Annotated in this window: 23 protein-coding genes and 1 pseudogene; 16 read left to right on the forward strand and 8 right to left on the reverse strand. The window is 61.8% G+C overall.

Annotated features, from left to right (window positions below):
• Positions 1–25: 25 nt before the first annotated feature.
• From panC to YH62_RS22485, 7 genes are all read left to right on the forward strand, one after another.
• Positions 26–901 (forward strand): pantoate--beta-alanine ligase, encoded by an 876-nt coding sequence (panC, locus tag YH62_RS22455; RefSeq protein WP_046796522.1) that lies wholly within the window; start codon positions 26–28, stop codon positions 899–901.
• Positions 898–1,719, forward strand: coding sequence for a 3-methyl-2-oxobutanoate hydroxymethyltransferase (panB, locus tag YH62_RS22460; RefSeq protein WP_046796523.1), 822 nt, complete (start codon positions 898–900; stop codon positions 1,717–1,719). Before panC ends, panB begins: the two co-directional genes overlap by 4 nt.
• A gap of 72 nt (positions 1,720–1,791) precedes the next feature.
• Positions 1,792–2,718 carry a hypothetical protein gene (locus YH62_RS22465; protein WP_348625781.1) on the forward strand — a complete coding sequence of 309 codons (927 nt, stop codon included), beginning with the start codon at positions 1,792–1,794 and terminating at the stop codon, positions 2,716–2,718.
• Between the two features lie 68 nt (positions 2,719–2,786).
• On the forward strand, positions 2,787–3,758 hold the full coding sequence (nadA, locus tag YH62_RS22470; RefSeq protein WP_046796525.1) for a quinolinate synthase NadA: 972 nt from the start codon (positions 2,787–2,789) through the stop codon (positions 3,756–3,758).
• Positions 3,755–5,296, forward strand: a complete 1,542-nt coding sequence (locus tag YH62_RS22475) for an L-aspartate oxidase (RefSeq protein WP_046796526.1) — start codon at positions 3,755–3,757, stop codon at positions 5,294–5,296. Before nadA ends, YH62_RS22475 begins: the two co-directional genes overlap by 4 nt.
• Before the next feature lies 1 nt (position 5,297).
• On the forward strand, positions 5,298–6,152 hold the full coding sequence (nadC, locus tag YH62_RS22480; RefSeq protein WP_046796527.1) for a carboxylating nicotinate-nucleotide diphosphorylase: 855 nt from the start codon (positions 5,298–5,300) through the stop codon (positions 6,150–6,152).
• A gap of 94 nt (positions 6,153–6,246) precedes the next feature.
• Entirely contained in the window at positions 6,247–6,708 is a 462-nt protein-coding gene (locus YH62_RS22485; protein WP_046796528.1) for an Rrf2 family transcriptional regulator, read from the forward strand.
• A 4-nt stretch (positions 6,709–6,712) separates the two neighbouring features.
• Here YH62_RS22485 and YH62_RS22490 read toward each other — a convergent pair whose 3' ends face one another.
• Together YH62_RS22490 and YH62_RS22495 are read right to left on the reverse strand one after the other, a co-directional pair.
• The gene (locus YH62_RS22490) at positions 6,713–7,930 is read right to left on the reverse strand and encodes an SfnB family sulfur acquisition oxidoreductase (RefSeq protein WP_046796529.1); all 1,218 of its coding nucleotides are present in this window, start codon (positions 7,928–7,930) and stop codon (positions 6,713–6,715) included.
• Between the two features lie 129 nt (positions 7,931–8,059).
• Positions 8,060–8,584: a flavin reductase family protein gene (locus YH62_RS22495; protein ID WP_245282162.1), complete on the reverse strand. Its 525-nt coding sequence runs from the start codon at positions 8,582–8,584 to the stop codon at positions 8,060–8,062.
• 439 nt (positions 8,585–9,023) lie between these two features.
• On the opposite strand from YH62_RS22495, the gene YH62_RS22500 reads away from it, so the two are divergent.
• The 8 genes and pseudogenes from YH62_RS22500 to YH62_RS22540 all read left to right on the forward strand — a co-directional run bounded on the left by YH62_RS22500 (position 9,024) and on the right by YH62_RS22540 (position 18,078).
• Entirely contained in the window at positions 9,024–10,022 is a 999-nt protein-coding gene (locus YH62_RS22500; protein WP_046796531.1) for an MsnO8 family LLM class oxidoreductase, read from the forward strand.
• Between the two features lie 18 nt (positions 10,023–10,040).
• Complete coding sequence (locus YH62_RS22505; protein ID WP_046796532.1) at positions 10,041–11,378, forward strand: LLM class flavin-dependent oxidoreductase; 1,338 nt, start codon at positions 10,041–10,043, stop codon at positions 11,376–11,378.
• 67 nt (positions 11,379–11,445) lie between these two features.
• Positions 11,446–12,633 (forward strand): M20 aminoacylase family protein, encoded by a 1,188-nt coding sequence (locus YH62_RS22510; RefSeq protein ID WP_046796638.1) that lies wholly within the window; start codon positions 11,446–11,448, stop codon positions 12,631–12,633.
• A 25-nt stretch (positions 12,634–12,658) separates the two neighbouring features.
• Positions 12,659–13,210 (forward strand): GNAT family N-acetyltransferase, encoded by a 552-nt coding sequence (locus YH62_RS22515; RefSeq protein WP_046796639.1) that lies wholly within the window; start codon positions 12,659–12,661, stop codon positions 13,208–13,210.
• 10 nt (positions 13,211–13,220) lie between these two features.
• Positions 13,221–15,010: pseudogene (locus YH62_RS31045) on the forward strand (amino acid ABC transporter permease/ATP-binding protein).
• 31 nt (positions 15,011–15,041) lie between these two features.
• The gene (locus YH62_RS22530) at positions 15,042–15,980 is read left to right on the forward strand and encodes an ABC transporter substrate-binding protein (protein WP_046796533.1); all 939 of its coding nucleotides are present in this window, start codon (positions 15,042–15,044) and stop codon (positions 15,978–15,980) included.
• A gap of 74 nt (positions 15,981–16,054) precedes the next feature.
• The gene (locus YH62_RS22535) at positions 16,055–16,996 is read left to right on the forward strand and encodes an ABC transporter substrate-binding protein (protein ID WP_082118460.1); all 942 of its coding nucleotides are present in this window, start codon (positions 16,055–16,057) and stop codon (positions 16,994–16,996) included.
• 8 nt (positions 16,997–17,004) lie between these two features.
• Positions 17,005–18,078 carry an LLM class flavin-dependent oxidoreductase gene (locus YH62_RS22540; protein WP_046796534.1) on the forward strand — a complete coding sequence of 358 codons (1,074 nt, stop codon included), beginning with the start codon at positions 17,005–17,007 and terminating at the stop codon, positions 18,076–18,078.
• 203 nt (positions 18,079–18,281) lie between these two features.
• Here YH62_RS22540 and YH62_RS22545 read toward each other — a convergent pair whose 3' ends face one another.
• From YH62_RS22545 to YH62_RS22570, 6 genes are read right to left on the reverse strand one after another with little or no spacing between them, the layout of a single operon-like run.
• Positions 18,282–19,112, reverse strand: coding sequence for an IclR family transcriptional regulator (locus YH62_RS22545; RefSeq protein WP_046796535.1), 831 nt, complete (start codon positions 19,110–19,112; stop codon positions 18,282–18,284).
• 50 nt (positions 19,113–19,162) lie between these two features.
• Positions 19,163–19,552, reverse strand: coding sequence for a RidA family protein (locus tag YH62_RS22550; protein WP_046796536.1), 390 nt, complete (start codon positions 19,550–19,552; stop codon positions 19,163–19,165).
• A gap of 18 nt (positions 19,553–19,570) precedes the next feature.
• Entirely contained in the window at positions 19,571–20,341 is a 771-nt protein-coding gene (locus YH62_RS22555) for an amino acid ABC transporter ATP-binding protein (RefSeq protein ID WP_046796537.1), read from the reverse strand.
• 12 nt (positions 20,342–20,353) lie between these two features.
• A complete protein-coding gene (locus YH62_RS22560; protein WP_137326689.1) occupies positions 20,354–21,016 on the reverse strand; it encodes an amino acid ABC transporter permease in 663 nt (220 codons plus the stop codon).
• Positions 21,017–21,023: 7 nt separating this feature from the next.
• A complete protein-coding gene (locus tag YH62_RS22565; protein WP_046796539.1) occupies positions 21,024–21,686 on the reverse strand; it encodes an amino acid ABC transporter permease in 663 nt (220 codons plus the stop codon).
• A 57-nt stretch (positions 21,687–21,743) separates the two neighbouring features.
• Positions 21,744–22,589, reverse strand: a complete 846-nt coding sequence (locus YH62_RS22570; protein WP_046796540.1) for a transporter substrate-binding domain-containing protein — start codon at positions 22,587–22,589, stop codon at positions 21,744–21,746.
• Between the two features lie 186 nt (positions 22,590–22,775).
• Here YH62_RS22570 and YH62_RS22575 point away from each other — a divergent pair, with 186 nt between their 5' ends.
• Complete coding sequence (locus YH62_RS22575; protein WP_046796541.1) at positions 22,776–23,855, forward strand: D-TA family PLP-dependent enzyme; 1,080 nt, start codon at positions 22,776–22,778, stop codon at positions 23,853–23,855.
• Positions 23,856–23,872: the final 17 nt, after the last annotated feature.

The raw sequence follows: 23,872 nt of genomic DNA on the forward strand, positions 1-23,872 counted from the left end.
GAGTTGTGCCATGGGGGGAGACGCCATGCGTGTTATCGGCAAGATCGAAGAGTTACGCGGCCATCTTCGGCAGCTTGCGGCTTCAGGAAAAAGCGTCGGCTTCGTCCCGACCATGGGGTATCTGCATGCCGGCCATATGGAGCTCGTCGAACGGGCAAAAGCCGAATGCGACATTGTGGTGGTGTCGATCTTCGTCAATCCTCTGCAGTTCGGCGCCAATGAGGATCTCATCCGATATCCCCGCGACCTGCCGCGTGATAGTGGAATGCTTGAACGCGCCGGCGTGGACATCCTGTTCGCCCCTGGTGTGGAGGAGATGTATCCCCGTCCGATGAAGACGGTCGTAGACGTGCCGGAACTTGGGATCGAACTCGAAGGTGCGGTGCGGCCCGGACACTTCGCGGGCGTGGCGACGGTCGTCTGCAAGCTGTTCAACATCGTCCAGCCACAGGCCGCTTATTTCGGTGAGAAGGATTACCAGCAGGTCGTCATCATCAAACGAATGGTTGAAGACCTCGCGCTGCCGGTCCGTGTCGTCGCGGTCGCGACGGTGCGTGACAGCGACGGCTTGGCGCTATCGTCGCGCAATGTCTACCTGAGCGAGGCGGAGCGCCGCGCGGCCGTGATCGTGCCCCGGACGTTGGCCGAAGCGGAGCGACTGGTCGAGGATGGCTTGACCGATCCCATGGAACTGGAAGAGAAGCTGCGCGCTTTTCTGGCGCGCGAGTCTTTGGCGAGCGCCGAGGTCGTCGCGGTGAGGGATGCTACGACCCTGCGGCCCGTGACCTCCATCATCGAGCCCGTGGTGATCGCACTTTTCGTCCGCGTCGGGTCCACTCGACTGCTCGACAACAGGGTCATTCATCCGCGACAGGGCGAAACAGGGAGGACCGAGCGATGAGCGCTCCCACGCGCCCAAAACGCCTCACGCCCCGGCATATCCAGGCGATGAAAGGCAGCGATCCGATCGTTTGCCTGACCGCCTACACAACGCCGACGGCGCGTCTGCTCGACCCCCATTGCGATCTGCTGCTGGTCGGCGATTCACTGGGCATGGTTCTCTATGGGATGGAAACCACCGTCGGCGTCACCCTTGAAATGATGATTGCGCACGGTCAGGCCGTGATGCGGGGAGCGGGCAAGGCCTGCGTGGTCGTGGATATGCCCTTCGGCACCTATCAGGAATCCAAGGAGGTCGCTTTCAGAAACGCAGTGCGCGTACTCCAGGAGACGGGATGCGACGCGATCAAGCTCGAGGGTGGAGAGGAGATGGCCGAGACCGTCGGCTTCCTGTCGGCTCGTGGCGTCCCCGTTCTCGGACATATCGGTTTGATGCCTCAGCAGGTGAACACGGCCGGCGGTTACCGTTCGGTTGGGCATTCTGAACAGGAAGGCGAAAAGCTGCGGCGCGATGCAAGCGCGGTTGGCGGCGCCGGCGCATTCGCGGTGGTCATCGAGGGGACCGTGGAGCCGCTCGCCCGCGAACTGACCGGGTTGATCGATGTTCCGACCATCGGGATCGGCGCGTCGTCCGCATGCGACGGCCAGATCCTGGTTTCGGACGATATGCTTGGGCTTTTCAATGAGTTCACGCCGCGCTTCGTCAAACGCTATGACGAGCTCGGCCAGAGAATTTCCAGGGCTGCCGAGGAATACGCTACCGACGTCCGCTCCCGCCGGTTTCCCGGACCGGAACATACGTTCAAGCCTCGGTCCTGACTGGCGAAGACGCTATGCCGGCTCTCGATGTGTTCGCGCTGTCAATTCGCCGGTTGCCGGCTATAAAGGCGCTTGATTGCCACTGGAGATGTGACCCGCGTGACGGCTGGACTTGCCCTTGCTGAACTCATAGCCGTATTGATCGCAGCGACCCAGGGGGAGCCGAAGGTCATGACCGTGAGGCGGGGCGAGGCACTGCCGTCGGGACCGTTCGAGCTCGGCCACAGGAGCCTGCAGGCGGGCTTGAGGGAATGGGTGCAGGACCAGACGGGTCATCCCGTCGGCTACCTGGAGCAGCTCTATACATTTGCCGATCGCGACCGCACGCATGAAAGCGCCCGATGGCGGGCGATCTCGATCAGCTATCTCGGCCTTGTGCGCGAGCAGGCGGCACCGGGTGCCGGAAACCCCGGCTGGCATGGTTGGTACGAATATTTTCCCTGGGAGGACCATAGGAAGGGCAGGCCGGAAATCCTGTCGGAAATTGCCGACCGGCTGCAGAGATGGGCGGAGGCGGAACCATCCCGCCGAGAATATCGGAAGCGCCGGGTCGAGTTCACCTTCGGTCTTGAGGGCGCTCCCTGGAACGAGGAGCTTGTCCTCCATCGCTACGAACTGATGTACGAAGCAGGCTTGGTTGCCGAAGCGGCCCCGGGGTCCGGTTCGGCTGGCCGGGCGATGTTCGCAGATCATCGCCGCATCCTGGCAACCGGTATTGCCCGCCTGCGCGCCAAGATCAAATACCGGCCGGTCGTCTTCGAACTGATGCCGGAAAGCTTCACGCTCCTGCAACTGCAGCGCACCGTCGAGGCTCTAGCCGGGCTTACCTTGCACAAGCCGAACTTCCGCCGGCTGATCGATCAGCAGGAGCTCATCGAGGAAACCGGCGAGGTCACAAGCGAGACCGGCGGCCGGCCGGCCAAGCTGTTCCGCTATCGCCACGCGGTGCTGGAAGAGCGGGCGCTATCGGGATCGAAACTTCCTCTTTCACGCAGTTGACATAAACTCTGTTTGAGAATATCTATGCGCTCTCGATATACTCACTTGGAGTATAATAGGAGTCGCGCATGAACTCGTCGATTTCGGCATCCTCACTTTACGATCGCGTCAGCCGCGTCATCCCCAAGGCCGAGTGGATGGCCTATGAGGCCGATGTCGAGGCCATCTTGGACCTCAAGCGCCGCCGCAACGCGGTGATCCTCGCGCACAATTATCAGACGCCGGAAATCTTCCATGGCGTTGCGGATATCGTCGGCGACAGTCTGGCGCTTGCCCGCAAGGCAATCGAGGTGGATGCCGAGGTCATCGTTCTCGCCGGCGTGCATTTCATGGCGGAGACCGCAAAGCTCCTGAACCCTAAAAAGACGGTGCTGATCCCGGACATGAAGGCGGGCTGTTCGCTGGCGGAATCGATAACGCCGGAGGACATCGCGCTCCTGAGGCAGGCCCATCCCCGCGTGCCGGTCGTCACCTATGTCAATACGTCGGCCGCGGTGAAGGCGGCATCCGACATTTGTTGCACATCGGGCAATGCAAAACAGGTGGTCGAATCGCTCGGCGTTCCGAAAGTGCTGATGATCCCCGACGAATATCTTGCTCGCAACGTTGCGCGGGAGACGAGCGTCGAAATCATCGCCTGGCACGGCCATTGCGAGGTGCATGAACTGTTCAGCGCTGAGGATGTCCGGGATTTGCGCGAGGCCTATCCGGGCGTGACGGTTCTTGCCCATCCCGAATGCCCGCCAGACGTGGTGGCCGAGGCGGACTTTGCCGGCTCCACGGCGGTCATGTCCGATTATGTCGGGCAAAAGAAGCCCGCCCGCGTCGTGTTGCTGACGGAATGCTCGATGAGCGACAATGTCGCGGTCCACCATCCGGATGTGGAATTCGTACGGCCCTGCAATCTCTGTCCGCACATGAAACGCATCACGCTCTCCAACATCCGCAAAGCGCTTGAGGAGAACCGGCACGAGGTGATCGTCGATCCGGCGGTCGCCGTCGCTGCGCGCCGCGCTGTCGAAAGGATGCTCGCCGTATGACCGAGCAGCTCGATCATCTCGCCGGCTGCGTCGCGGTCGTCGGGAGCGGACTGGCCGGTCTGATGACGGCGCTGACGCTCGCTCCGCGCCCGGTCGTGCTTGTCACCCGCGCTGGCCTCGGCGCCGGGACGTCGAGCGCCTGGGCGCAGGGCGGCATTGCCGCGAGTCTTGGTGCCGATGACAGCGTGGACCTGCATCTGGCCGACACGCTTGCCGCCGGTGACGGGCTTTGCGATCCGGCCGTTGCGGCATCGATCCTGAAGGAGGCACCTGCGGCTATTGCCCTGCTGGAGAAATTCGGTGTCGGCTTCGATAGGGCCGGCAAGGGTGCATTCATGCTCGGCCTAGAGGCGGCCCATTCCCGCCGCCGCATCGTCCATGCACAAGGCGATGCCTCCGGTGCGGCTATCGTCAGGGCTCTGGTGCAGGCTGTCCTGCACACGCCTTCAATTTCGATCCTGACGGACGTGGAGGTCCGTCGGCTGCTCATGGATGGTGACCATGTCGCGGGCCTGCTCTGCGCGACTTCGAGCGGTGCTGCGGTCCTCCCGGCATCGCAGGTCGTGCTGGCGACGGGCGGGTTGGGCGGCCTCTATGACGCAAGCACCAATCCAACCGGTAATTTTGGTCAGGGCATCATGCTGGCGGCAAGGGCGGGAGCCATGCTTGCCGACATGGAGTTCGTGCAGTTCCATCCGACCGCGCTCGATTCTCCGAGGCGGCCGTTGGCATTGGTGAGCGAGGCGGTCCGCGGCGAAGGCGCGGTCCTGCTCAACGAGAAGGGCGAGCGTTTCCTCGCTCGTGAGCCGGGTGCCGAGCTTGCTCCCAGAGATGTCGTGGCGCGCGCCATCGGCGCCGAGATCGCCCGCGGCGGCCGGGTGTTTCTGGATGCTCGCAAGGCGCTGGGCGCGAGGTTTTCAAGCCGCTTTCCGACGATCGACGGGTTTTGTCGTGAAGCGGGCGTCGATCCATCGCGAGAGTTTATCCCGGTCCGTCCCGCCGTCCATTACCATATGGGCGGGGTAGCGACGGATGCCGGCGGCCGAAGCTCGGTTCGCGGTCTTTGGGTCGTGGGGGAGGCGGCATGCACCGGCCTTCACGGCGCCAATCGTCTCGCCAGCAATTCGCTGCTCGAGGCGGCCGTCATGGGCATGCGCGCCGCACGCGATATCGCGGGTCTGCTGCAGGAATCAGAAGGAGGCCTCCGATCGGAGCCACTGCCGGCCTCGCCGGACCTTGCTGTCATCCGCCCCATTGTGTCACGGCATCTGGGCGTGCTGCGAAACGCCGCTTCCATTCGCGAGGCGGTTGCCGGGCTCCTGCCGCTGGCGGAGTGTGAGGGGCCTTCGTCCGATCCGGCAATCGTCGCCTTGCTGATAAGTGTCTTTGCGGAACTCAGGCAGGAGTCGCGCGGTGCACATGCGCGCACGGACTTTCCTCTCAAGCTCGCCAAGCCTCAGCGCCGCGTCATGCGGCTCACTGATGCGCTTGAAGCCGCCCACGACATCCTCTCCCACTCGCTTGCCAGGAGCGCCTGACATGCTTCTCTCTCCTCTTCCCAAGCTCATTCTGGAGCAGCCGGTTCGCGCAGCCCTCATGGAAGACCTGGGGCTCGCCGGCGATATCACGTCGGCGACGGTCATCCCTGCGGATCATCGTTCGACGGTGGTGATGGCTGCCCGCAAACCTGGGGTTATAGCCGGCCTCGATGCCGCTGAATTGGCCTTCCAGCTCATCGATCCGGCGATCGTGATGAGCCGCCATGTGCCGGACGGTGCAAGCGTGAAGGCCGGTGACGTCATCGCGACGATCGAAGGCCCTTCGCGAGGCTTGCTGACGGCGGAAAGGACCGCTCTCAATTTTGTGGGTCATCTATCCGGCATCGCCACAGTCACGGCGGAGATCGTGGCTGCAATCAGCGGGACGAGGGCATCGGTGGTCTGCACCCGCAAGACGACACCGGGACTTCGTGCTCTCGAGAAATATGCGGTTCGCGCCGGTGGCGGCATGAACCATCGTTTCGCGCTTCATGATGCAGTGTTGATAAAGGACAACCACGTTGCGATTGCCGGCGGTGTCGCCGAGGCGATCCGGCGCGCGAAAGCCGGGGCTGGCCATATGGTCAAGATCGAGGTGGAAGTCGACACGCTCGAACAGCTGCGCCACGCCGTGGATATCGGCGTCGATGCCGTGCTGCTGGACAACATGACGCCGGAGGAGTTGCGCGAAGCGGTCGCGATCGTCAAAGGACGGGCCATTACGGAAGCTTCGGGTGGCATCACCCCTTCGAGCGCAGCCTCAATCGCCGGGGCGGGTGTGGACCTTCTTTCGATCGGCTGGATCACCCATAGCGCGCCGACACTCGATATCGGGCTTGATTTTGTTTCCCCATAAAGCGTCGTTGAAGCTTTCTGCCGGCTCCTGTATCGGTTAGCTGCCTTTGCCGGACCGGCTGGCCGCAGATATCCAAATGGAACTTCGATAGTCGATGCTTACAAAAAAGGGCAAATACGGGCTCAAGGCGCTCATCCACCTGGCACAGCTCGAACCTGGCAAGACCGCCTTCATCAGCGAAATTGCCGAACAGAACAACATTTCGAAGAAGTTTCTCGATGCAATCCTTCTCGAGCTGCGCAAAGGTGGCATCCTGCGCTCCAAAAAGGGGCCTGGCGGCGGATATGCGTTGTCAAAGCCCGCGTCGCAGATCTATGTCGGCCAGGCGGTGCGCATCCTTGACGGTCCGCTGGCGCCGATCCGTTGTGCCAGCAAGACCGCCTTCGAGCCCTGCGATGATTGCGATCATCCCGAAGATTGTCAGATCAGGCACTCCATGACGGACGTGCGCGACGCGATCGCATCCATCCTCGACAACATGACGCTGGAACAGATGGTCGCCAAGCGTTCGAGCGGCCTGCTGGACGGTGACGAGATCCGCGCGGGCGGCAAATAGCGTTTCAGAATTGCCCGTTGGGCAGGGGAACATTGCCGTTCAGATGGAAATCCCCGATTGCGTGGTGTTTCCAGCGGACCGGGTCGTGAACGGTATGGGTGCGGGCATTCCGCCAGTGCCGGTCGAGATTGAGGCTCTCCTTCGTGGAGGAGGTGCCCGCAAGCTCGAAGAGGCCGTTGGTTGCCTCGAGTGCGGCTTCCGTCGTGAGGATCTTTGCCGCCGCGACAGCGAGTGAAGCCTCCACGGCCGCTTCCGGCGAGGGACTGATCTGTGCCGCGTCCACCTTGCGACCCGACCGCTCCAGAACCGCGGTCGCGGCTTCGATCTTAACGGCGATCGAACCCGCCCGGGCTATGGTCAAGGGGTCTTCGCTCGCCGTTTCAATTCCGATATTGCGGTTTCCGCGGGACTTTCCGCGAACGAAGCCGACCATGTCGGTAAAGGCGGCGCGCGCGATGCCGAGATCGACCGCGGCATGCAGGAGCTGTCCGAGGGAACCGAGTGGCGCATGCCGCTCCAGGCTGCTGTGATAGCCGATGACCGAGTCGGCCGGGACATACACATTCTTCAAGAGAACCGTACCGCTTGCGGTGGTCCTTTGCCCGAACCCGTCCCAATCGTCGGTGATTGTCAATCCGTCCGTCCGGCGCGATACGATGCCCATCGCCAGCCTGCCCTGATGGTCTTTGCCGAAGATCGCGATCCAGTCGGCGAAAAGGGCGCCGGTCGAGTAGTATTTGCGGCCGGTGATGCGATAGCCCATGCCATCCGGCACGAACCGCGTCTCGATATCTCCCGCTACCCCCGTTCCGGCTTCCGCGAGTGCATTGGCGAAGTGCTCGCCGGCAAGGGCGCGGGTGAAGAAATATTTCTTCTGCTCTTCGGTTCCGCTCAGCCGAAGCGCTTCGAGGATGTAGAAATGGCTCTGAGGGATCTGGCCGATGGAGCCGTCTGCCTCGGCCAGGATCGCGATCACCTCGGCCAGGAAAGCGTTTGAGATGTCCGCGCCGCCATATTCGGATGGAACGGTGGTCCCCAGGAGACCCGATTGGGCTATAAGCTCCATCTCATCATAGGGAAGTATGCGTTCGCGATCGCGATGACTTGAACCTTCGGCAAGCCGGGCGGCCAGCGCGCTCGCCACCTCGATGGCTTCGTCTTCCGTCGCAAGATATGGAGCGACTGCCCTGATCTTTCCCGCCAAATGGAAAACCCTGCTCATTGCTCTACTCCCCGATCCAGCCCGTCATTGAGCCATGCGGCAGAGGCCGCGAGAAGAAATAAATCTTCAATTGCGCGACCGATGGCGACTAATCTTGCCCCGAGTAGGCTGCGGTAGAGAGAAGTCGCCCTAGTCTTCCAGATTGCGGTACTGGCCATGGCTGTAAATCAGGGGTGAGCCGCCTCTCAGGGAAATCGCGATCACGCGCCCGATGATGATGGCATGGCTATGCCGCTCGATGATTTCCTCGACGTCGCAATCGATAGCGGCCAGGGAGCCGATCAGGGCGGGAGCCCCGGTCGCCAGCGTGGTCCATTCGGCGCTCGCGTAACGTTCCTTACCCTTTACGCCGCCCTTGCCTGCGAAGCGGTCGGCGACGGCCTGATGTTCCGCGGTGAGGATGTTCACGCAAAAATGGCGATGCCTTTCGATGACCGGCCAGGTGGAGGAGGAGCGATTGATGTTGACGATCATCGTCGGCGGCTCCACCGACAAAGCCGTGGCGGAGGTCACGGTGGCTCCCGTCCGATCATCTTCTCCCCCGGCGGTAACGACCGATACGGTTCCTGCGACATGGCGCATTGCCGCCTTGAGGGCGTCGGGCGCGAGGCTCTCCCGAGCAAGGGAGGGTGCGATCGATAATCTTCCTGCCAAATCCACGGCAATTCCTCCAGCAAATGATGGGGAGCAATCTGCTCCTTCCTTGATGTCCGTCGAACGCTAAAGTCTATTAAATAAGTAGACAAACAAGATAATGATAAAGATCCCGGTTGCCGTAGAAGGTTTTTCCGCGACACGGGGCTGTTTGAGGAGAAAAGGTGAAACGCTTGCCAGGGCGTGGCGGGCGCCAAATCATGGCGGCGGGTGCGGGTTCGCGACGGCTTCAAGACGTGAGAATGTCGCGCCGCTGCGGATAGGAGTCATATGCGGCCAGCCTTTTGAAGGCCGTGCTCATTGGAAAACCAGGAGTGGCAAGTGGGCGCGACTTGGAAAATGATTTCCCTCTTCTTTCTCACAATCGGAAATATCTCCCTTCATTATCTACTAAATTAATAGACAAATAAGGTCATGATCAACCCGCCTCCGCGAGGTCATGATGTACGCAGTCAGCCTTCTCGACAAAAGCCCTATTCCCACGGGGGAGGGCGCCGTTGCCGCTCTTACCCATACGGTTAATCTTGCCAAGCGGGCCGAGGAGCTGGGGTATCGCCGGTTCTGGGTGGCGGAGCATCATGGCAGCACGGAGCTGGCGAGTTCCGCCCCGGAAGTTCTGATCTCCTGGATACTCGCCAATACCTCCCGTATCCGGGTTGGCTCGGGCGGAGTGATGCTGCAGCATTACAGCCCCTATAAGGTGGCGGAGGTCTTCAACCTCCTATCGTCGCTGGCGCCCGGTCGCGTCGATCTCGGTATCGGGAAGACCCCTGGCGGACTGCCAAAATCCACCGCCGCTCTGCAGGCCTATCGCACCGCCCGGCCGGAATTCGAAGCGCAGTTGGCCGATCTGACCGCATTTCTTGACGATGCCGTCGCAAGCCACTTGGACGACACCGTGCCGCTTGCAGGCCCAAAGCCCCCGGTGACGGCAGAGCGTCTCCTGCTTGGGGCAAGTCCGGACAGCGCGCGCCTTGCCGCGGCGCGGGGATGGAGTTTCGTTTTCGCGGGGCATCTCAACGGAGATCCGGAAAACCTTCGCATCAGCCTCGAAACCTTCCGAAGCGAAAGCGGCGGCAAGTCGGCCATTCTGGCCCTTGCGGCTTTCGCATCCGAAAACGCTGCACATGCCGCAGCACGGATCGGGGAGCTGAAGGTCTTCAAGGTCTTCCTGGACAACGGCCAGTCGGTGAGTCTTGGGCGCCGAGAACAGGCGGAGGAGTTCGCCAGACAGGCCGGCGCGAAGGAATACCGCATCGAGGAACGCAAGCCGAGCGTGCTGCACGGCACGCCGGCGAGCATTCACGAGGAGCTTTCACGCCTTTCGCAACTCCACGGCATCGAGGAGTTCGTTCTGGAGCCGCCCGCGGTGAGCGCTGACGAGCGACTAGCCTGCATCGAGCTTCTGGCGCGCAAGCCGCTTTCCGCAGCCGCATGATCTTTAAGGAGATATGAGATGAGCAAGAAGGTCCGTTTCGGTATCATGCTGCAGGGCGCGGGAGGGCATATGAATGCCTGGCGCCATCCGTCGAGCCCGGTGGATGCCAGCGTCAATCTGGAATTCTTCAAAAATACGGCATTGAAGGCGGAAGCCGCCGGCATCGCCTTCGCTTTCGTGGCGGACGGTCTCTACATCAATGAAAAATCGATCCCGCATTTCCTCAACAGGTTCGAACCGCTGACGGTGCTTTCGGCGTTGGCGACGGCCACCTCCAAGATCGGCCTCGCAGGCACCGTCTCCACTTCCTACAGCGATCCCTTCACCGTTGCCCGGCAGTTTGCCTCGCTCGATCTCCTGAGCGGCGGTCGCGCGGGCTGGAACGCGGTGACGACGCCGCTTGAAGGAACGGCGAGGAATTACAGCCGCCCGCATCCCGAACATGCGCTGCGCTACGAGATGGCGCATGAATATCTGGAGGTCGTCAAGGGCCTCTGGGACAGTTGGGATGATAGCGCCTTCGTGCGGAACCGCGAAACCGGCAAGTTCTTCGATCGCGAAAAGCTGCACAGGCTGGACCATAAGGGGCGGTTCTTCCAGGTGGAGGGACCGCTCAACATCCAACGCTCGCCGCAGGGGCAGCCGGTTATCTTCCAGGCGGGCTCCTCAGATGCCGGCATCGGCCTGGCCGGCAGGCATGCGGACGCGGTCTTCACCCATGCGGTATCGCTGGAGGACAACCAGACTTTCTCACGCCGGGTGAAACAGGCGGCGGTCGCGCAAGGCCGCTCGGCGGACGACGTGAAGATATTCCCGGGCATCGGCCCCATCGTGGGAAAGACACGAGCGGAAGCTGAGGAGAAATACCGGATCATTCGCGACCTGATCTCGATCGAGGATGCGCTCGCCTATCTCGGGCGCTTCTTCGACCATCACGATTTCAGCGTCTATCCGCTGGACGAGCCTTTTCCGGACCTTGGCGAGATCGGCAAGAACAGCTTCCGCTCGACGACGGATCGGATCAAGCAGATCGCGAAGGAGAAGAACCAGACGCTGCGTCAGGTGGCGCTTGAGGCCGCAACCCCGCGTGAAGGCTTCGTCGGTGCAGCGGATGCGATTGCCGGCAAGATCATCGACTGGGTCGAAAACGATGCGGCGGACGGGTTCATCCTCGGTTTCCCGGTGATCGCGGAAGGCCTGGACGACTTCATCCGTCTGGTGGTCCCCATTCTTCAGGAGCGCGGTTATTTCGATCCGCATCTCGAAGGAAAGACGCTTCGAGACCATCTCGGACTGCCCTACCGCGAGAGCGTTTACGCGGCCGGGTCGCGGGAGACGGAAAAAGCACGGGCTTGAACAACTGAAAAGGGTGAAGCGGCCGCAAGCCGAACGGGCGGCGGCAAGACCCGGAAAGCAGAAGATCATGAACATCCATATAGACGGCGCGCGTCATCGCGACGACGCCGAACGGACGATCCTTGCCTCGATCGACGAATTCGTGGCGATCCGCAGGGACCTGCATCAGTATCCGGAGCTCTCCTTCCATGAGCGGCGGACTTCCGAAGTCGTGGCCAAATACCTCCTCTCCTACGGCTACGAGGTGACGGAGGGAGTAGGTGGCTATGGGGTGGTCGCCACGCTCAGGCGGGGGAAAGGCGGCAGGCGCATTGGTATCCGGGCGGATATCGATGCGCTGCCGGTCGACGAGGCAACCGAACTTGCCTATTCGAGCCGCAATCCCGGCGTGATGCACGCCTGCGGCCATGATGGCCACACGACGATCCTGCTCGCGGCCGCGCGCTATCTTGCCGAGCATGGAAAGTTCTCCGGCACGTTGACGCTGATCTTCCAGCCGGCCGAAGAGGTTGGGGCGGGCGCCCGCAAGATGATCGAGGACCGGTTGTTCGAGCGGTTCCCGGTGGACGCTGTCTTCGGTCTCCACAATTGGCCGGGTGTGACCGCCGGGCAATTCGGCTTCGTGGAAGGCCCGGCCATGGCCTCGGTCGATCAGGCGTTGATCCGCATCGTCGGCAAGGGCGGGCATGGTGCGGCACCTCACGAGGCGGTCGATCCCGTGCTCGCCTCGGCATCGTTCATCACCGCGCTGCAGAGCATCGTCGCCCGCAATGTCGATCCCTTGGAAATGGCGGTGCTGACGGTCGGCTCGATCCATGGCGGCTCGGCCTCCAATGTCATTCCCGAAAGCGTCGAGCTGAAGCTGACGGCAAGGGCCTATTCGCCGGAGGTCCGCGACAGGCTCGAACAGCGTGTGCCGGTTCTGGCGCAGGCGCAGGCGGAAAGCTTCGGCGCCCAGGCAGAGGTGAATTACCGCCGGGGTTTTCCGGCAGTCGTCAATCATGTCGAGGAAACCCGTTTTGCGCGCAGCGTGGCGGAATCGAATTTCCCTCCTGAGCAGGTTGCCAAGGACTTCCGCCCGCGGACAGCCAGTGAGGATTTCGCCTACATGCTGCAGGCACGGCCGGGGTCCTACCTCTTCGTGGGCAATGGCGACAGCGCGCCTCTCCACAGTCCTCAATACGATTTCAACGACGAGATCATTGCGCCGGCCGCACGGCTCTGGGTGCGGCTTGCCGAAGCCTTCCTGTCCTGACCAGCCGATGAAGAGGAGCGATCCCGTGAGCGACCGTTTTGTCTACACCACCACGCTTGATCCGCTGGCAAAGCCGCTGATCGAGGAACTGACCTTCGAATACGACAGCCGTTACGGCAGCTTCTACGATGCCGAGGGCGCCACCAAGGAAATGAACCGCTATGCGCCGGAGGTCTTCGCGCCGCCGAATGGCGGTTTCCTCCTGCTGCTGCGTGACGGTCAGGCGATCGCAGGCGGCGCCTTCATGCGGCACCAGGACGAAGGAACCGCCGAATTCAAGCGGATCTGGACCCATTCGAGCCTTCGCCGGCAGGGGCTTGCCCGAAGGGTGCTGGTTGAGCTGGAGGCGCAGGCGGCGCGGCAGGGCTATTCCCGCATCTATCTGACGACCGGCTTTCGCCAGCCGGAAGCCGTGGGGCTTTACCTCACCAACGGCTACACGGCCCTTTTCGACACCACGGCCGATCTGGAGACGATCCGCAAACTGCCCTTCGAAAAACTGCTTCCGGTCAAGGCCCAGGCCCGGCCGGTGCCAGCAGCAACACAGCCGGTCGCCGGCGCATTCCACAGCGCGTGAGGAGATCATCATGGCCGTTACGACCGATTTCGACGGTATCGTCGCCGAACCTCGAAAAACCACCGCCGCCAAGGGAGATTATTCCCACTACCGCATCGTTCCGGCGCGATATCCCGCTCGCACGGCGGGCACGATCTTCGCGCTGCTGGTCATCGCGGCGACGCTCCACTCCGTTCTCGGCAATCCCCGCTGGGGCTGGGACGTATTCGCGGAATGGTTCTTCGCAGAACCGGTGCTGGTGGGACTTGCGCGCACACTGCTCTTGACGCTGCTTGGCGCTTTCTTCGGGTTTATCCTGGGGACCGGGCTGGCGCTGGCGCGTGTCTCGCGCTCGCCGCTCTTGGCCGGCGTCTCCTGGACCTATATCTGGATCTTCCGCTCGATCCCGCTGATCGTGCTGCTGCTGATCCTCAACAATCTCGGCTATCTCTACGAGACGGTCACGGTCGGTGTGCCCTATACGGGCATCAATTTCTTCAGCTGGAACACGACCCAGCTCATCACGCCGTTTGCGGCGGCCGTCCTCGGCCTCACTCTGAACCAGGCGGCTTTCGCCTCGGAAATCATTCGCGGCGGCATCCTTTCCGTCGATCAGGGCCAGCTCGAAGCCGCATCCGCGCTCGGCCTGCCCCGCAGCCGCCAGGCATCACGGATCATCCTGCCGCAGGCGATGCGTTCCATCCTGCCGACGGCCTTCAACGACATCATCGGTCTGGCGAAGGGCACGTCGCAGGTCTACATCCTGGCCCTGCCGGAGCTCTTCTACACGATCCAGATCATCTACCGCCGCAATCTGGAGGTCATTCCCCTGCTTATGGTCGCGACCGTGTGGTATCTGGTGATCCTCACCGTCCTTTCGATCGTCCAGCATCATATCGAGCGGCATTATGCGCGAGGCGCGCTGCGCAACCCGCCGCCGTCGATCTTCACCAGCCTTTATCGCCGGATCGTCCCCAAGGCTGCCGAGCCGGCAAGGACGCCGGAAGTTGCGGACCGGCCGGTCGAACGCCGCGCCGCGGCAATCGCCCCCCTGCATTTCCGTGGCGGCGAGGTCACGATCCATGGTGTGTCGAAGAGTTTCGGCCAGCTGAAGGTCCTGGACGAGGTGACGCTCTCCCTTCCGGCGGGCAGCGTCACCACCATTCTCGGTCAATCGGGATCGGGAAAATCGACGCTCCTGCGTTCCATCAATCATCTCGAGCGCGTCGATGACGGCTTCATAGCTATCGACGGCGAGCTGATCGGCTACCGGCAGGATGGTGAGACGCTCTATGAGCTCAAGGAGAAGGATATCCTGAAGCGGCGCGTCGAAGTCGGCATGGTATTCCAGAACTTCAATCTCTTCCCGCATCTGACGGTTCTGGAAAACATTGCCGAAGCGCCGGTCAGCGTTCGCGGCAATACGCGCGAGCAGGCCTTGACCGAGGCGCGCGAGCTGCTGGCCCGCGTCGGCCTTGCGGATAAGGCGATGCCTATCCACGACAGCTTTCCGGCGGCCAGCAACAGCGTGTGGCGATCGCCAGAGCGCTCGCGCTGAAGCCGAAGGTGCTGCTCTTCGACGAGCCCACCTCGGCGCTCGATCCGGAACTCGTCAACGAGGTCCTCGACGTCATCAAGGAACTCGCCCGCTCCGGAACGACGCTCGTCATCGTCACCCATGAAATCGGCTTTGCCCGTGAGGTATCGGACCTGGTGGTCTTCATGGAGCGGGGCCGGATTCTCGAAACCGGCTCGCCGGACAAGGTCTTCAGCCGGCCCGAGCATCCGCGCACGGCCGCGTTCCTCGCCAAGGTCCTCTGAACAAAAATCTCGAACAAGGAGACATCCCGCCATGACTTACAGATCAAGGATTTTCGGCCTCGCGATCGCAAGCCTGCTTTCCCTCTCCGGCTTCTTCGGGGCAACCGCCCAGGCGCAGGAGGTCGATCTTTCGCCCGAGCAGAAGGATCGCATCCGGGTCGAGCAGGTCGAAGCAGCGATAAAGCTCATTCCGGCCGACTATAAATTCGTCACGCCGGGAAAGCTGACGGTCGCTTCCGTTCCCGGCCGCTTGCCTTTCGCGGCCTATGCCACGGACAACAAGACGCCGGTGGGAAGCGAGCCGGATATCGCCCAGCTCGTCGCCGACAGCCTGGGGCTTGAGCTCGAACTGGTGCCGATCGCCTGGGCCGACTGGCCGCTTGGCGTCGCCTCCGGTCGGTTCGACGCGGCGATACACAACATCACCGTCACCGAGGAGCGCAAGGAGAAGTTCGATTTTTCGACCTACCGCAATGATCTTCTCGGCTTCTACGTGCCGCTGGAGAGCAAGGTCACCAGCATCACCAAGCCGGAGGACGTGGCTGGCCTCAAGGTGATCGTTTCCTCGGGCACCAACCAGGAGGAGATCCTGTTGCGTTGGATCGAGGCCAACAATGCGAAGGGCCTGCCGGCCAGCGAGGTGCAGTATTACGACGACGAGGCCGTGCTCGACGTAGCGCTCCAATCGGGCCGTGCCGATGCCTATCTCGGTCCCAACGCCACCTCGGCGTTCAAGGCGGCAAAGGAGAAGAAGACGAAGCTGGTCGGGACCTTCTCCGGCGGTTGGCCGCAGACCGCGGAGATCGCGGTCGCGACGCGGAAGGGTTCCGGTCTGGCGGACGCGATCACTGGCGCCCTCAACGAGCAGCGCAGACGCGGCAATTACGCCAAGGTGCTTTCGCGCTGGAACCTTTCCGCCGAGGCGGTCGCCGAGTCGCGCACCAATCCAACGGGCCTGCCGAAAAGCTGATGGGACGCAGGCAAGCCGAAAGGCGAGGGCGGCTCTCCCGTCCCGCCTCAACCCTCCTTCAATGGACAATACCCATGAACCTCACCAGAAAGATCGGCCGCGCGATTGCCGCTGGCCTCCTCACCTTGCCGCTTCTCGCCTATGGCGCCCTGGCGGCGGAAGACATTTTCGATCTGTCGCCCGATCAGCCAGGCCGCGTGCGGGCAGAGAAGGACCCGGCGGCGATCGCCGCCATCCCTCACGACTTCAAGTTCGTGTCGCCCGGCAGGTTCACCGTGGCGATATCGCCGGGCGGTCCGCCGCTCGCAACCTATGCGACCGATGCAAAGACCGTGGTCGGTGCCGATCCGGACTACGCACTCGCTGTCGCCGACAGCCTGGGTTTCGACCTGGAACTGGTGCCTGTTGCCTGGGCCGACTGGCCGCTCGGCCTTGTCTCCGGCAAGTATGATGCGGTGATCTCAAATGTCGGAGTAACCGAAGAGCGCAAGGAGAAGTTCGATTTCTCCACCTATCGCCAGGGACTGCACGGCTTCTTCGTGAAGGCCGACAGCGACGTCAAGGAGATCAGGGAGCCGAAGGACGCGGCGGGATTGAGCATCACCGTTGGCGCCAGCACCAACCAGGAACGCATATTGCTCAAGTGGCGCGATGAGAACGTCAAGGCCGGGCTGGAGCCTATCCAGCTGCAATACCACGACGACGAGGCGGCCCGGCTGGTGGCGCTGCGCGCCGGGCGGGTGGACGTTATCGTCCAGCCGCATGCACAGCTCGCCTACATCGCCGCTCGCGACAAGAACATCAAGCGCGTCGGCACGCTCTCGGCCGGCTGGCCGGAACGCTCGGATGTGGCGATCGCCACCCGCAAGGGGTCAGGGCTTGCGGACGCGCTGACGCTTGCGACCAATCACCTGATGAAGAGCGGCGCTTACGCCAGGCTTCTGGAGCGCTGGCAGCTCGCCGAAGAGGCACTGCCTCAATCGCAAACCAATCCGCCTGGACTTCCCAAGAGCTGATCCGCATCATGACAGACGCTTCGCTTTCCATTCGCCATATCGGCTTTCTCACGCCCGGAAACTATCCCGACGAGGATCCCGGCGGTGGGCTGGAAGCCTCGCTCAAGCTCTTCGAGGCGGGGGAAGCCTTGGGCTATGACAGTGCCTGGGTCCGCCAGCGGCATCTGGAGCATGGCGTCTCCTCGGCGGCGGTGTTTCTGGCGGCGGCAAGCCAGCGGACGAAGCGGATAGAGCTCGGTTCGGCGGTGATCCAGCTCGGCTACGAAAGCCCCTTCCGGCTTGCCGAGGATCTTTCCATGGCGGATGCGCTGTCCGGCGGGCGCTTGAATGTCGGCGTGAGCGCCGGGCCGCCGCTGCATGCCGAGCTGGTGGCGCCTCTGGTCTTCGACGGAGATTGGCGCAGCTTCGACTTTTCATATGCCCGCGTCGAGCGGCTGCTTGCCAATCTCGGCGGCGATTTCATCGGCGATGACGAAACCTATGTGGTCTCGCCCGGCAATCGCCAGCGGGCGCGGCTCCAGCCCTATGCCAAGGGGCTGCGGGACCGCGTCTGGTATGGGGGCGGCTCGCTCCGCTCCTGCGAATGGGCGGGAAAGGCCGGTCTCAACCTGATGATCGGTAGTCTCACCTCGGGTGATGCCGGCGATGATTTCTTCAAGACGCAGGCGAGGCAGCTCCAGGCTTACCGCGCCGTCCTGCCGCCGGATAAGACGCCTCGCGTGGCCGCCGGCAGGGTGATCGTGCCGACCGACAGCGCCGACAGGAGAACGCGGGAGAGATATTGCGCATATGCCGCAAGCAGGCACGAGCGCACGCTGTCGCCGCAAGGGCCGCGCCGCACGCTCTTCAGCCGCGATCTGGTCGGCGGTTCCGACGAGATCCTGGAGCGGTTGCTGGCTGACGACGTGCTGCGGGAGGTACACGAATTGCGTCTGGAACTGCCCTACGAGTTCGCTCTCGAGGAATATGTCCAGATCATCACGGACTTTGCCGAAAAGATCGCGCCGCATCTGGGCTGGAAACCGTCGAGGGACACCAGCCTGGATCTCGATTCTCTCAATTTCTGGAAAGCATTCGCATGACCAAACAATGCACGCCGCTTCACACGCTGGGCATCAACACCCAGTCGTGCGGGCGGGATCGATGACTGAATACCGCGCACAGGCAGTCTTATTCGCCCCACCTTCCGCCTCGATCGAAAGAGGGGGGCGAGGGCAGGCCATCCGCAGTTAAGCATCGAACGCGAAAAGCAGACATACGAGTATTCGGCGCAAAGGGTCCGGGATCAGGCAGAAGACGTCCTGTCATACCCACCGGAGGAAGAGCTGGCTGTTGCTTGTACCCCGTGGAAGCCGAGCTTTTCGGAAATCTCACGTGAAGCGCGGGTGAGGCTTTCCAGATAACCGTCACGGTTGCGAATGCCGTCCTCGCGCGGCGCAACGAGGCAGAGCGTGGCGATACACACGCCGTCGGCCCGATGGATGGGCGCCGCAAAACAGTGGGTAAAGTTCTCGACCACGCTATTGAAGGTGAAGTAGCCGTCCTCGGTCGCCTTTCGGACCTGTGCGATGAACTCCTGCGGATCAAGCCGCTGGCCGTTCGGCAGCACGAAATCGCCGGGCGGAATAAAGTCAAGGATTTCCTCATCCGAGAGATGCGCCACCAACAGCCGGCCGGACGCCGTCCAAGGGATCGAGACCAACTCGCCGACATTTGCTGAGATACGGAACGGCCGCAGCCCCTCGCGCATCATCGCCACCGTGTACTTGTCGCCCTCGAGCAGGCACATCTGCGCCGTTTCGCGGGTTTCCTCGGCCAGGCGGACCAGCATGCGGTCGCATTCGCGCATCAGGTCGAATTGTTCTGCATAGGCGGTGCCGAGGAAATAGAGCTTGCGGCCGAGAAAGACGCGACCATCGCCGCCCTCATAATCCAGCATGCCGTGGCGCAGCAGCAGGTTGACCAGCTCGTAGATTGAGGAGCGCGGTGCGCCGATGGACGATGCGATCTCGTTCGGCCGCATGGGCTGACGCTTCCGGCGCAGGAATTCGAGAATCTCGAATGCCCGGTCCAGGCCGCGTGTGCGTCTCGATACGATGTCTTCGGCGTCAGCCATGAGGCTCCTCGAAAGAAGGATCGCAGCCCAAGAGGCGCGATGCCAAAAATTCAGCTACGATCGGCGCGGTAGGCCACGCAATCGACCTCGACCTTGCAATCGACCATCATCCGCGACTGAACGCAAGCGCGAGCAGGCGGGTTCTCGCCGAAATACTCGGCATAAACGCCGTTGAAGCTCCAAAAGTCGCGGGGATCATCGAGCCAGACGCCGATGCGCACAATGTCTTCAAGACCGTAGCCGGCTTCCTTCAGAATGCCGATCATGTTCTCAATGGCCTTTCGGCTCTCGGACACGATGCCACCACGGACGATCTCGCCCTTTTCCATGGGAACTTGACCGGAGACGTAGAGCCAGCCGTTCGCCTCGACGGCGCGAGCAAAGGGCAAGGGCTGTCCACCAGCCCCGGTTTCGCCGGCGCCGTAACGTTTGATGGTCATGGGAATCTCGCTTTTCTTCTAGTTGAAACTTGATGTTTTCAGGAATTCCGCCAAGCGTTCCGTCCTAGGGCGAACGAACATTTCTTTCGGATCACCTTCTTCGCAGATCACACCCTGGTTCATGAAGATGACTCGGGAGGATACCTCGAAGGCGAAGCGCATCTCATGGGTGACGAGCAGCATCGTCATGCCATCGGCGGCGAGGCCCTTGATGACCTGCAGCACCTCGCCGACCAACTCCGGGTCGAGTGCGGAGGTCACCTCGTCGAACAGCATCAAGCGCGGATTCATGGCGATCGCGCGGGCGATTGCGACGCGCTGCTGCTGCCCGCCGGAAAGCTGGCCGGGATAGTGATCGGCGCGGGCTCCGAGCCCGACGCGCTCCAGCCATTTTTCGGCGATGGCACGGGCCTCCGCACCACCCATCTTCTTCACCTTGACGAGGCCGAGCATCACGTTTTGCGCTGCGGTCATGTGCGGGAAGAGGTTGAACTGCTGGAAAGCCATGCCGGTCAGCGCGCGTTGGCGGGCAATTTCCTTCTCGCCCTTACGGCGGCGTTGCGTACCTTCGACATGGTAGCCGATCTCCTCGCCGTCGAGTCTGATCGTGCCGCCCTGGAATTCCTCCAGCATATTGATGCAACGGAGCATAGTGGTCTTGCCGGAGCCGGAGGAGCCGATGATAGAGATTACCTCTCCCTCCCTGACCGTACAGTCCACGCCCTTGAGCACTTCGAGCAAGCCGTAGGTCTTACGCAGTCCTACGATTTCTAGGATTGTCTTTGCCATCGGTATAAACCCTTAGGTCGGCACAGCCGTCTTGCGCTCGACATATTTGCCGAAGCGCTCGATGGCGAAATTGACGACGAAATAGAGCAGGCCAGCGAAGAAATAGAACTGGAGGCTCATGAAGTTGCGGGAAATGATTTCCTGGGTTCGTAGCAGAAGCTCTGCCACACCGATCACGGATAGCAGCGTTGAGGCTTTAACCATTTCCGCGGCCGTGTTGACCCAGGTGGGCAGGAACTGGCGCAGCGCCTGCGGCCACAGGACGTTGGCGAACGTCTGGCTGAAGGTGAGGCCGATCGCCTTGGCCGCCTCGGTCTGGCCGATCGGAATGGCCTGAAGGCCGCCGCGCACGATCTCGCCCACATGGGAGGAGCAGAAGATCGCGAGCGCAAGAACGCCGGCCGCGAACGGGCCGAGATCGAAGCCCACGGCCGACGAGACATAATAGCTCGCCAGAACCAGCACGAGGACGGGGGTGCCGCGAACGATGTCGATATAACCCCGCACGACAAAGCGCAAAGGCAGCGATCCGTAGGTCAGCACAAGGCCGACGAACACGCCAGCTATCGAACCGAATACGATCGCGAGCAGCGAGATCGAGACCGTGACGCTGAGGCCGTTCAAGATGACGAAGCGGGCGATCCACAGCTGCTCGAGGAATGCGAAGAAATCCATCATGATCTCACCTCGAAACGGCCAGCCGGCGCTCAGCGAAACGCATCATCGCGGCCAGAATGGTGCAGGTGGCGACATACAGGCCAGATGCCACGATCCAAGTCTCGATGACGCGGAAGCTCTCGACATTGATTTTGCGCGCCTCGAAGGTCAGTTCCGGTACAGCGATCGCGGCGGCAAGCGAGGTATCCTTAAACAGTGAGATGATCGTCGACGAAAGCGACGGCAAGACGTTGCGGAACATCAGCGGCATGATGATAGAAGTGCGGATCTGCATCGGCGTCAGACCGATCGCCAATCCCGCTTCCGGCAATCCCTTGGGAATGGACAGAAGGCCCGCCCGAAACACCTCCGCGAGATAGGCGCCGGAATAGATCGCCAGGACCGCGATAAAGCTTTCGATTTTGCCGAGCCGCATGCCCATTTGGGGCAACGCGAAATAGGCGAACAGCACGAGTACCAGGATCGGCAAGTTGCGGATGATCGTAACATAGCCAACTGCCGGCCAACGCGCGGCGCGGCTTTTCGAGGTCAGCGCAAACGCGACCACAAGCCCAATCACGACGCCGATTAGAATGGAGATGAAGGCAAGTCCAAGGCTCAGCACGAGACCGGCCAGCAACTGGTCGAAGTTGCGCCAGACTACAGCGAAATTCAGTGTGTAACCCATGACAATCCGTCGTCAGGAGGAAATGGAACGGGAAAAACCTTCCCGCTCCATCGTCAGTTACTTGTACTCGACCGGGAAGCCGATTTGCGGCGGGGCAAGTTCCTTGCCAAACCAGGTCTTGTACGAGGTCGCATAGAAGTCGAACTCGACACCGGTCATCGCTTCGTGGAGTGCGGTATTGACGAAGTTCAGCCAATCCTGGTCACCACGCTTGACGCCGCAGGCGTAGGTCTGCGGGTTCCAGCCGTACCCGGCGTCCTTGTAGCGGCCGGGATTCTGGGTCATGTACCACGCGAGCGAGGACTGGTCGGTCGCAGCCGCATCGGCCCGGCCCGATTCCAGCGCCTGGTAGATGAGGTCGACGGAATCGTACTGGTCGACATTCGCTTCCGGCAAGGCGGCATGCACCATCGTCTCGGCATAAACGTTCTGCAGGACCGAGATGGTCACGGACGAACCGGCGGCCTTCAGTGCTTCGTAGTCGGCGTACTGGCCGCCCTCCTTCAGCATCAGTCCCACGCCTTCGCGATAGTAAGGAATGGTGAAGGCAACCTGCTGCGCACGCTCGCCGGTGACGGTCATGAACTGGCAGGTCAGATCCACCTTGTCAGTGGTGATATTCGGGATACGGGCATCCGACGACTGGTTGACATATTCGATCTTATCCGGATCGCCGAACAGCGCCTTTGCAACGATGCGGCCCATGTCAACATCGAAGCCCTGCAGCTTGTCGTCGGCGCTCTTGAAGTGCCACGGCGCATTGGTCGAGCCGGTGCCGAGGATCAGATGGCCACGAGCCAGAACCTCATCGAGCTTGCTGGTCTGCTGAGACATGGCTGGTACCGCCGACAGGAAAGTGGCAGCAGCGAGTATCAACACGCCGGTACGAAAAGAGTTAGTCATCGCGTTCCCCTTTTGTGACTATTCGAACGATGTCCAATATACCGGACGGCTGTCCATTTTACTGGATTGACGTATTCAGGGGCACTCGTCATAAATTGTCAATAGACCGTCCTACCGTTTTTCGGAGAAATGGGATTCGCGGGGCCTGACCGCCCAATCGCTACACAACGGCATTCGGAGATCGGCATGTCATTCGACCAGGATTATCTCAACGACATCGACACTCCGGCCGTGTTGGTGGATCTCGACATCGCCAAAGCGAATATCTCTCGCTTTCAGGATTATGCGAACGCGCATGGCATCAAGGTTCGCCCGCACATCAAGACGCACAAACTGCCGCTGCTTGCCGAGATACAGCTCGCCGCGGGCGCGACCGGTATAACCTGCCAGAAGATTTCCGAAGCCGAGGCGATGGTTGCCGGCTGCGCCGCGATCCGTGATGTTCTGATTACCTACAACATTGTCGGCGAGCAAAAGCTGGTACGGTTGCGGTCGCTCGCCGAAAAGGTCCGACTGTCGGTAGTGGCCGATAGCGCCGAGGTGATCGACGGGCTTTCGCAGGTTTTCGCATCGTCCGACAGGCCGCTGTCGGTGCTGGTGGAATGCAATACCGGTGCCAATCGTTGCGGCGTTGCAAGCCCGAGAGATGCCGACCTGCTTGCGGCGCGCATCGCGGAGGCACCCGGCTTGATTTTTGGCGGGCTGATGACTTATCCGCCAGCCGCGGGTGAGGCGGGTGTGGAGGCGTTTATGACGGAGGCGAAAGCCTTGATCGAAGCCCGCGGCATCGCGGTACCGGTCATCACATCCGGCGGCACGCCGACCATGATGCACGCGGCGGATGCGCCGGTCGCCACGGAGTATCGGCCCGGCACCTATGTCTACAACGATCGCTCGCTCGTCGCTCGCGGCTCGTGCGGATGGAAGGATTGTGCTCTGACGGTTGTCGCTACGGTTGTATCGGTTCCAGCGAAAAATCGGGCAATTATCGATGCTGGTTCCAAGACGTTGACATCGGATCTTCTTGGCCTGACCGGCTACGGGCATGTTCTAGGTCGCGACGACATCGTCATCGATCAATTGTCGGAGGAGCACGGTCGCCTGGTGAGCGATAGACCAATTGATTTGAGGGTGGGCGAAAGGGTGCGCATCGTGCCGAACCACGCATGCGTTGTAACCAACATGGTTGACAGCCTGTTCGTGATCAGCGGCGGAAATGTCGCATTGAAACGGCTATCAGTCTCGGCTCGTGGGAAGGTGGTATGACCATCCGGAAACCGCGT

This window comes from Rhizobium sp. LC145 (assembly GCF_001005825.1).
Taxonomy (GTDB): domain Bacteria; phylum Pseudomonadota; class Alphaproteobacteria; order Rhizobiales; family Rhizobiaceae; genus Neorhizobium.

Bases quoted from the DNA above. Each gene is read 5' to 3' on its own strand.
- panC (WP_046796522.1), top strand. From the start codon at position 26: ATGCGTGTTATCGGCAAGATCGAAGAGTTACGCGGCCATCTTCGGCAG.
- panB (WP_046796523.1), top strand. From the start codon at position 898: ATGAGCGCTCCCACGCGCCCAAAACGCCTCACGCCCCGGCATATCCAG.
- nadA (WP_046796525.1), top strand. From the start codon at position 2,787: ATGAACTCGTCGATTTCGGCATCCTCACTTTACGATCGCGTCAGCCGC.
- YH62_RS22475 (WP_046796526.1), top strand. From the start codon at position 3,755: ATGACCGAGCAGCTCGATCATCTCGCCGGCTGCGTCGCGGTCGTCGGG.
- nadC (WP_046796527.1), top strand. From the start codon at position 5,298: ATGCTTCTCTCTCCTCTTCCCAAGCTCATTCTGGAGCAGCCGGTTCGC.
- YH62_RS22485 (WP_046796528.1), top strand. From the start codon at position 6,247: ATGCTTACAAAAAAGGGCAAATACGGGCTCAAGGCGCTCATCCACCTG.
- YH62_RS22490 (WP_046796529.1), bottom strand. From the start codon at position 7,930: ATGAGCAGGGTTTTCCATTTGGCGGGAAAGATCAGGGCAGTCGCTCCA.
- YH62_RS22500 (WP_046796531.1), top strand. From the start codon at position 9,024: ATGATGTACGCAGTCAGCCTTCTCGACAAAAGCCCTATTCCCACGGGG.
- YH62_RS22505 (WP_046796532.1), top strand. From the start codon at position 10,041: ATGAGCAAGAAGGTCCGTTTCGGTATCATGCTGCAGGGCGCGGGAGGG.
- YH62_RS22510 (WP_046796638.1), top strand. From the start codon at position 11,446: ATGAACATCCATATAGACGGCGCGCGTCATCGCGACGACGCCGAACGG.
- YH62_RS22530 (WP_046796533.1), top strand. From the start codon at position 15,042: ATGACTTACAGATCAAGGATTTTCGGCCTCGCGATCGCAAGCCTGCTT.
- YH62_RS22535 (WP_082118460.1), top strand. From the start codon at position 16,055: ATGAACCTCACCAGAAAGATCGGCCGCGCGATTGCCGCTGGCCTCCTC.
- YH62_RS22540 (WP_046796534.1), top strand. From the start codon at position 17,005: ATGACAGACGCTTCGCTTTCCATTCGCCATATCGGCTTTCTCACGCCC.
- YH62_RS22545 (WP_046796535.1), bottom strand. From the start codon at position 19,112: ATGGCTGACGCCGAAGACATCGTATCGAGACGCACACGCGGCCTGGAC.
- YH62_RS22550 (WP_046796536.1), bottom strand. From the start codon at position 19,552: ATGACCATCAAACGTTACGGCGCCGGCGAAACCGGGGCTGGTGGACAG.
- YH62_RS22555 (WP_046796537.1), bottom strand. From the start codon at position 20,341: ATGGCAAAGACAATCCTAGAAATCGTAGGACTGCGTAAGACCTACGGC.
- YH62_RS22560 (WP_137326689.1), bottom strand. From the start codon at position 21,016: ATGGATTTCTTCGCATTCCTCGAGCAGCTGTGGATCGCCCGCTTCGTC.
- YH62_RS22565 (WP_046796539.1), bottom strand. From the start codon at position 21,686: ATGGGTTACACACTGAATTTCGCTGTAGTCTGGCGCAACTTCGACCAG.
- YH62_RS22570 (WP_046796540.1), bottom strand. From the start codon at position 22,589: ATGACTAACTCTTTTCGTACCGGCGTGTTGATACTCGCTGCTGCCACT.
- YH62_RS22575 (WP_046796541.1), top strand. From the start codon at position 22,776: ATGTCATTCGACCAGGATTATCTCAACGACATCGACACTCCGGCCGTG.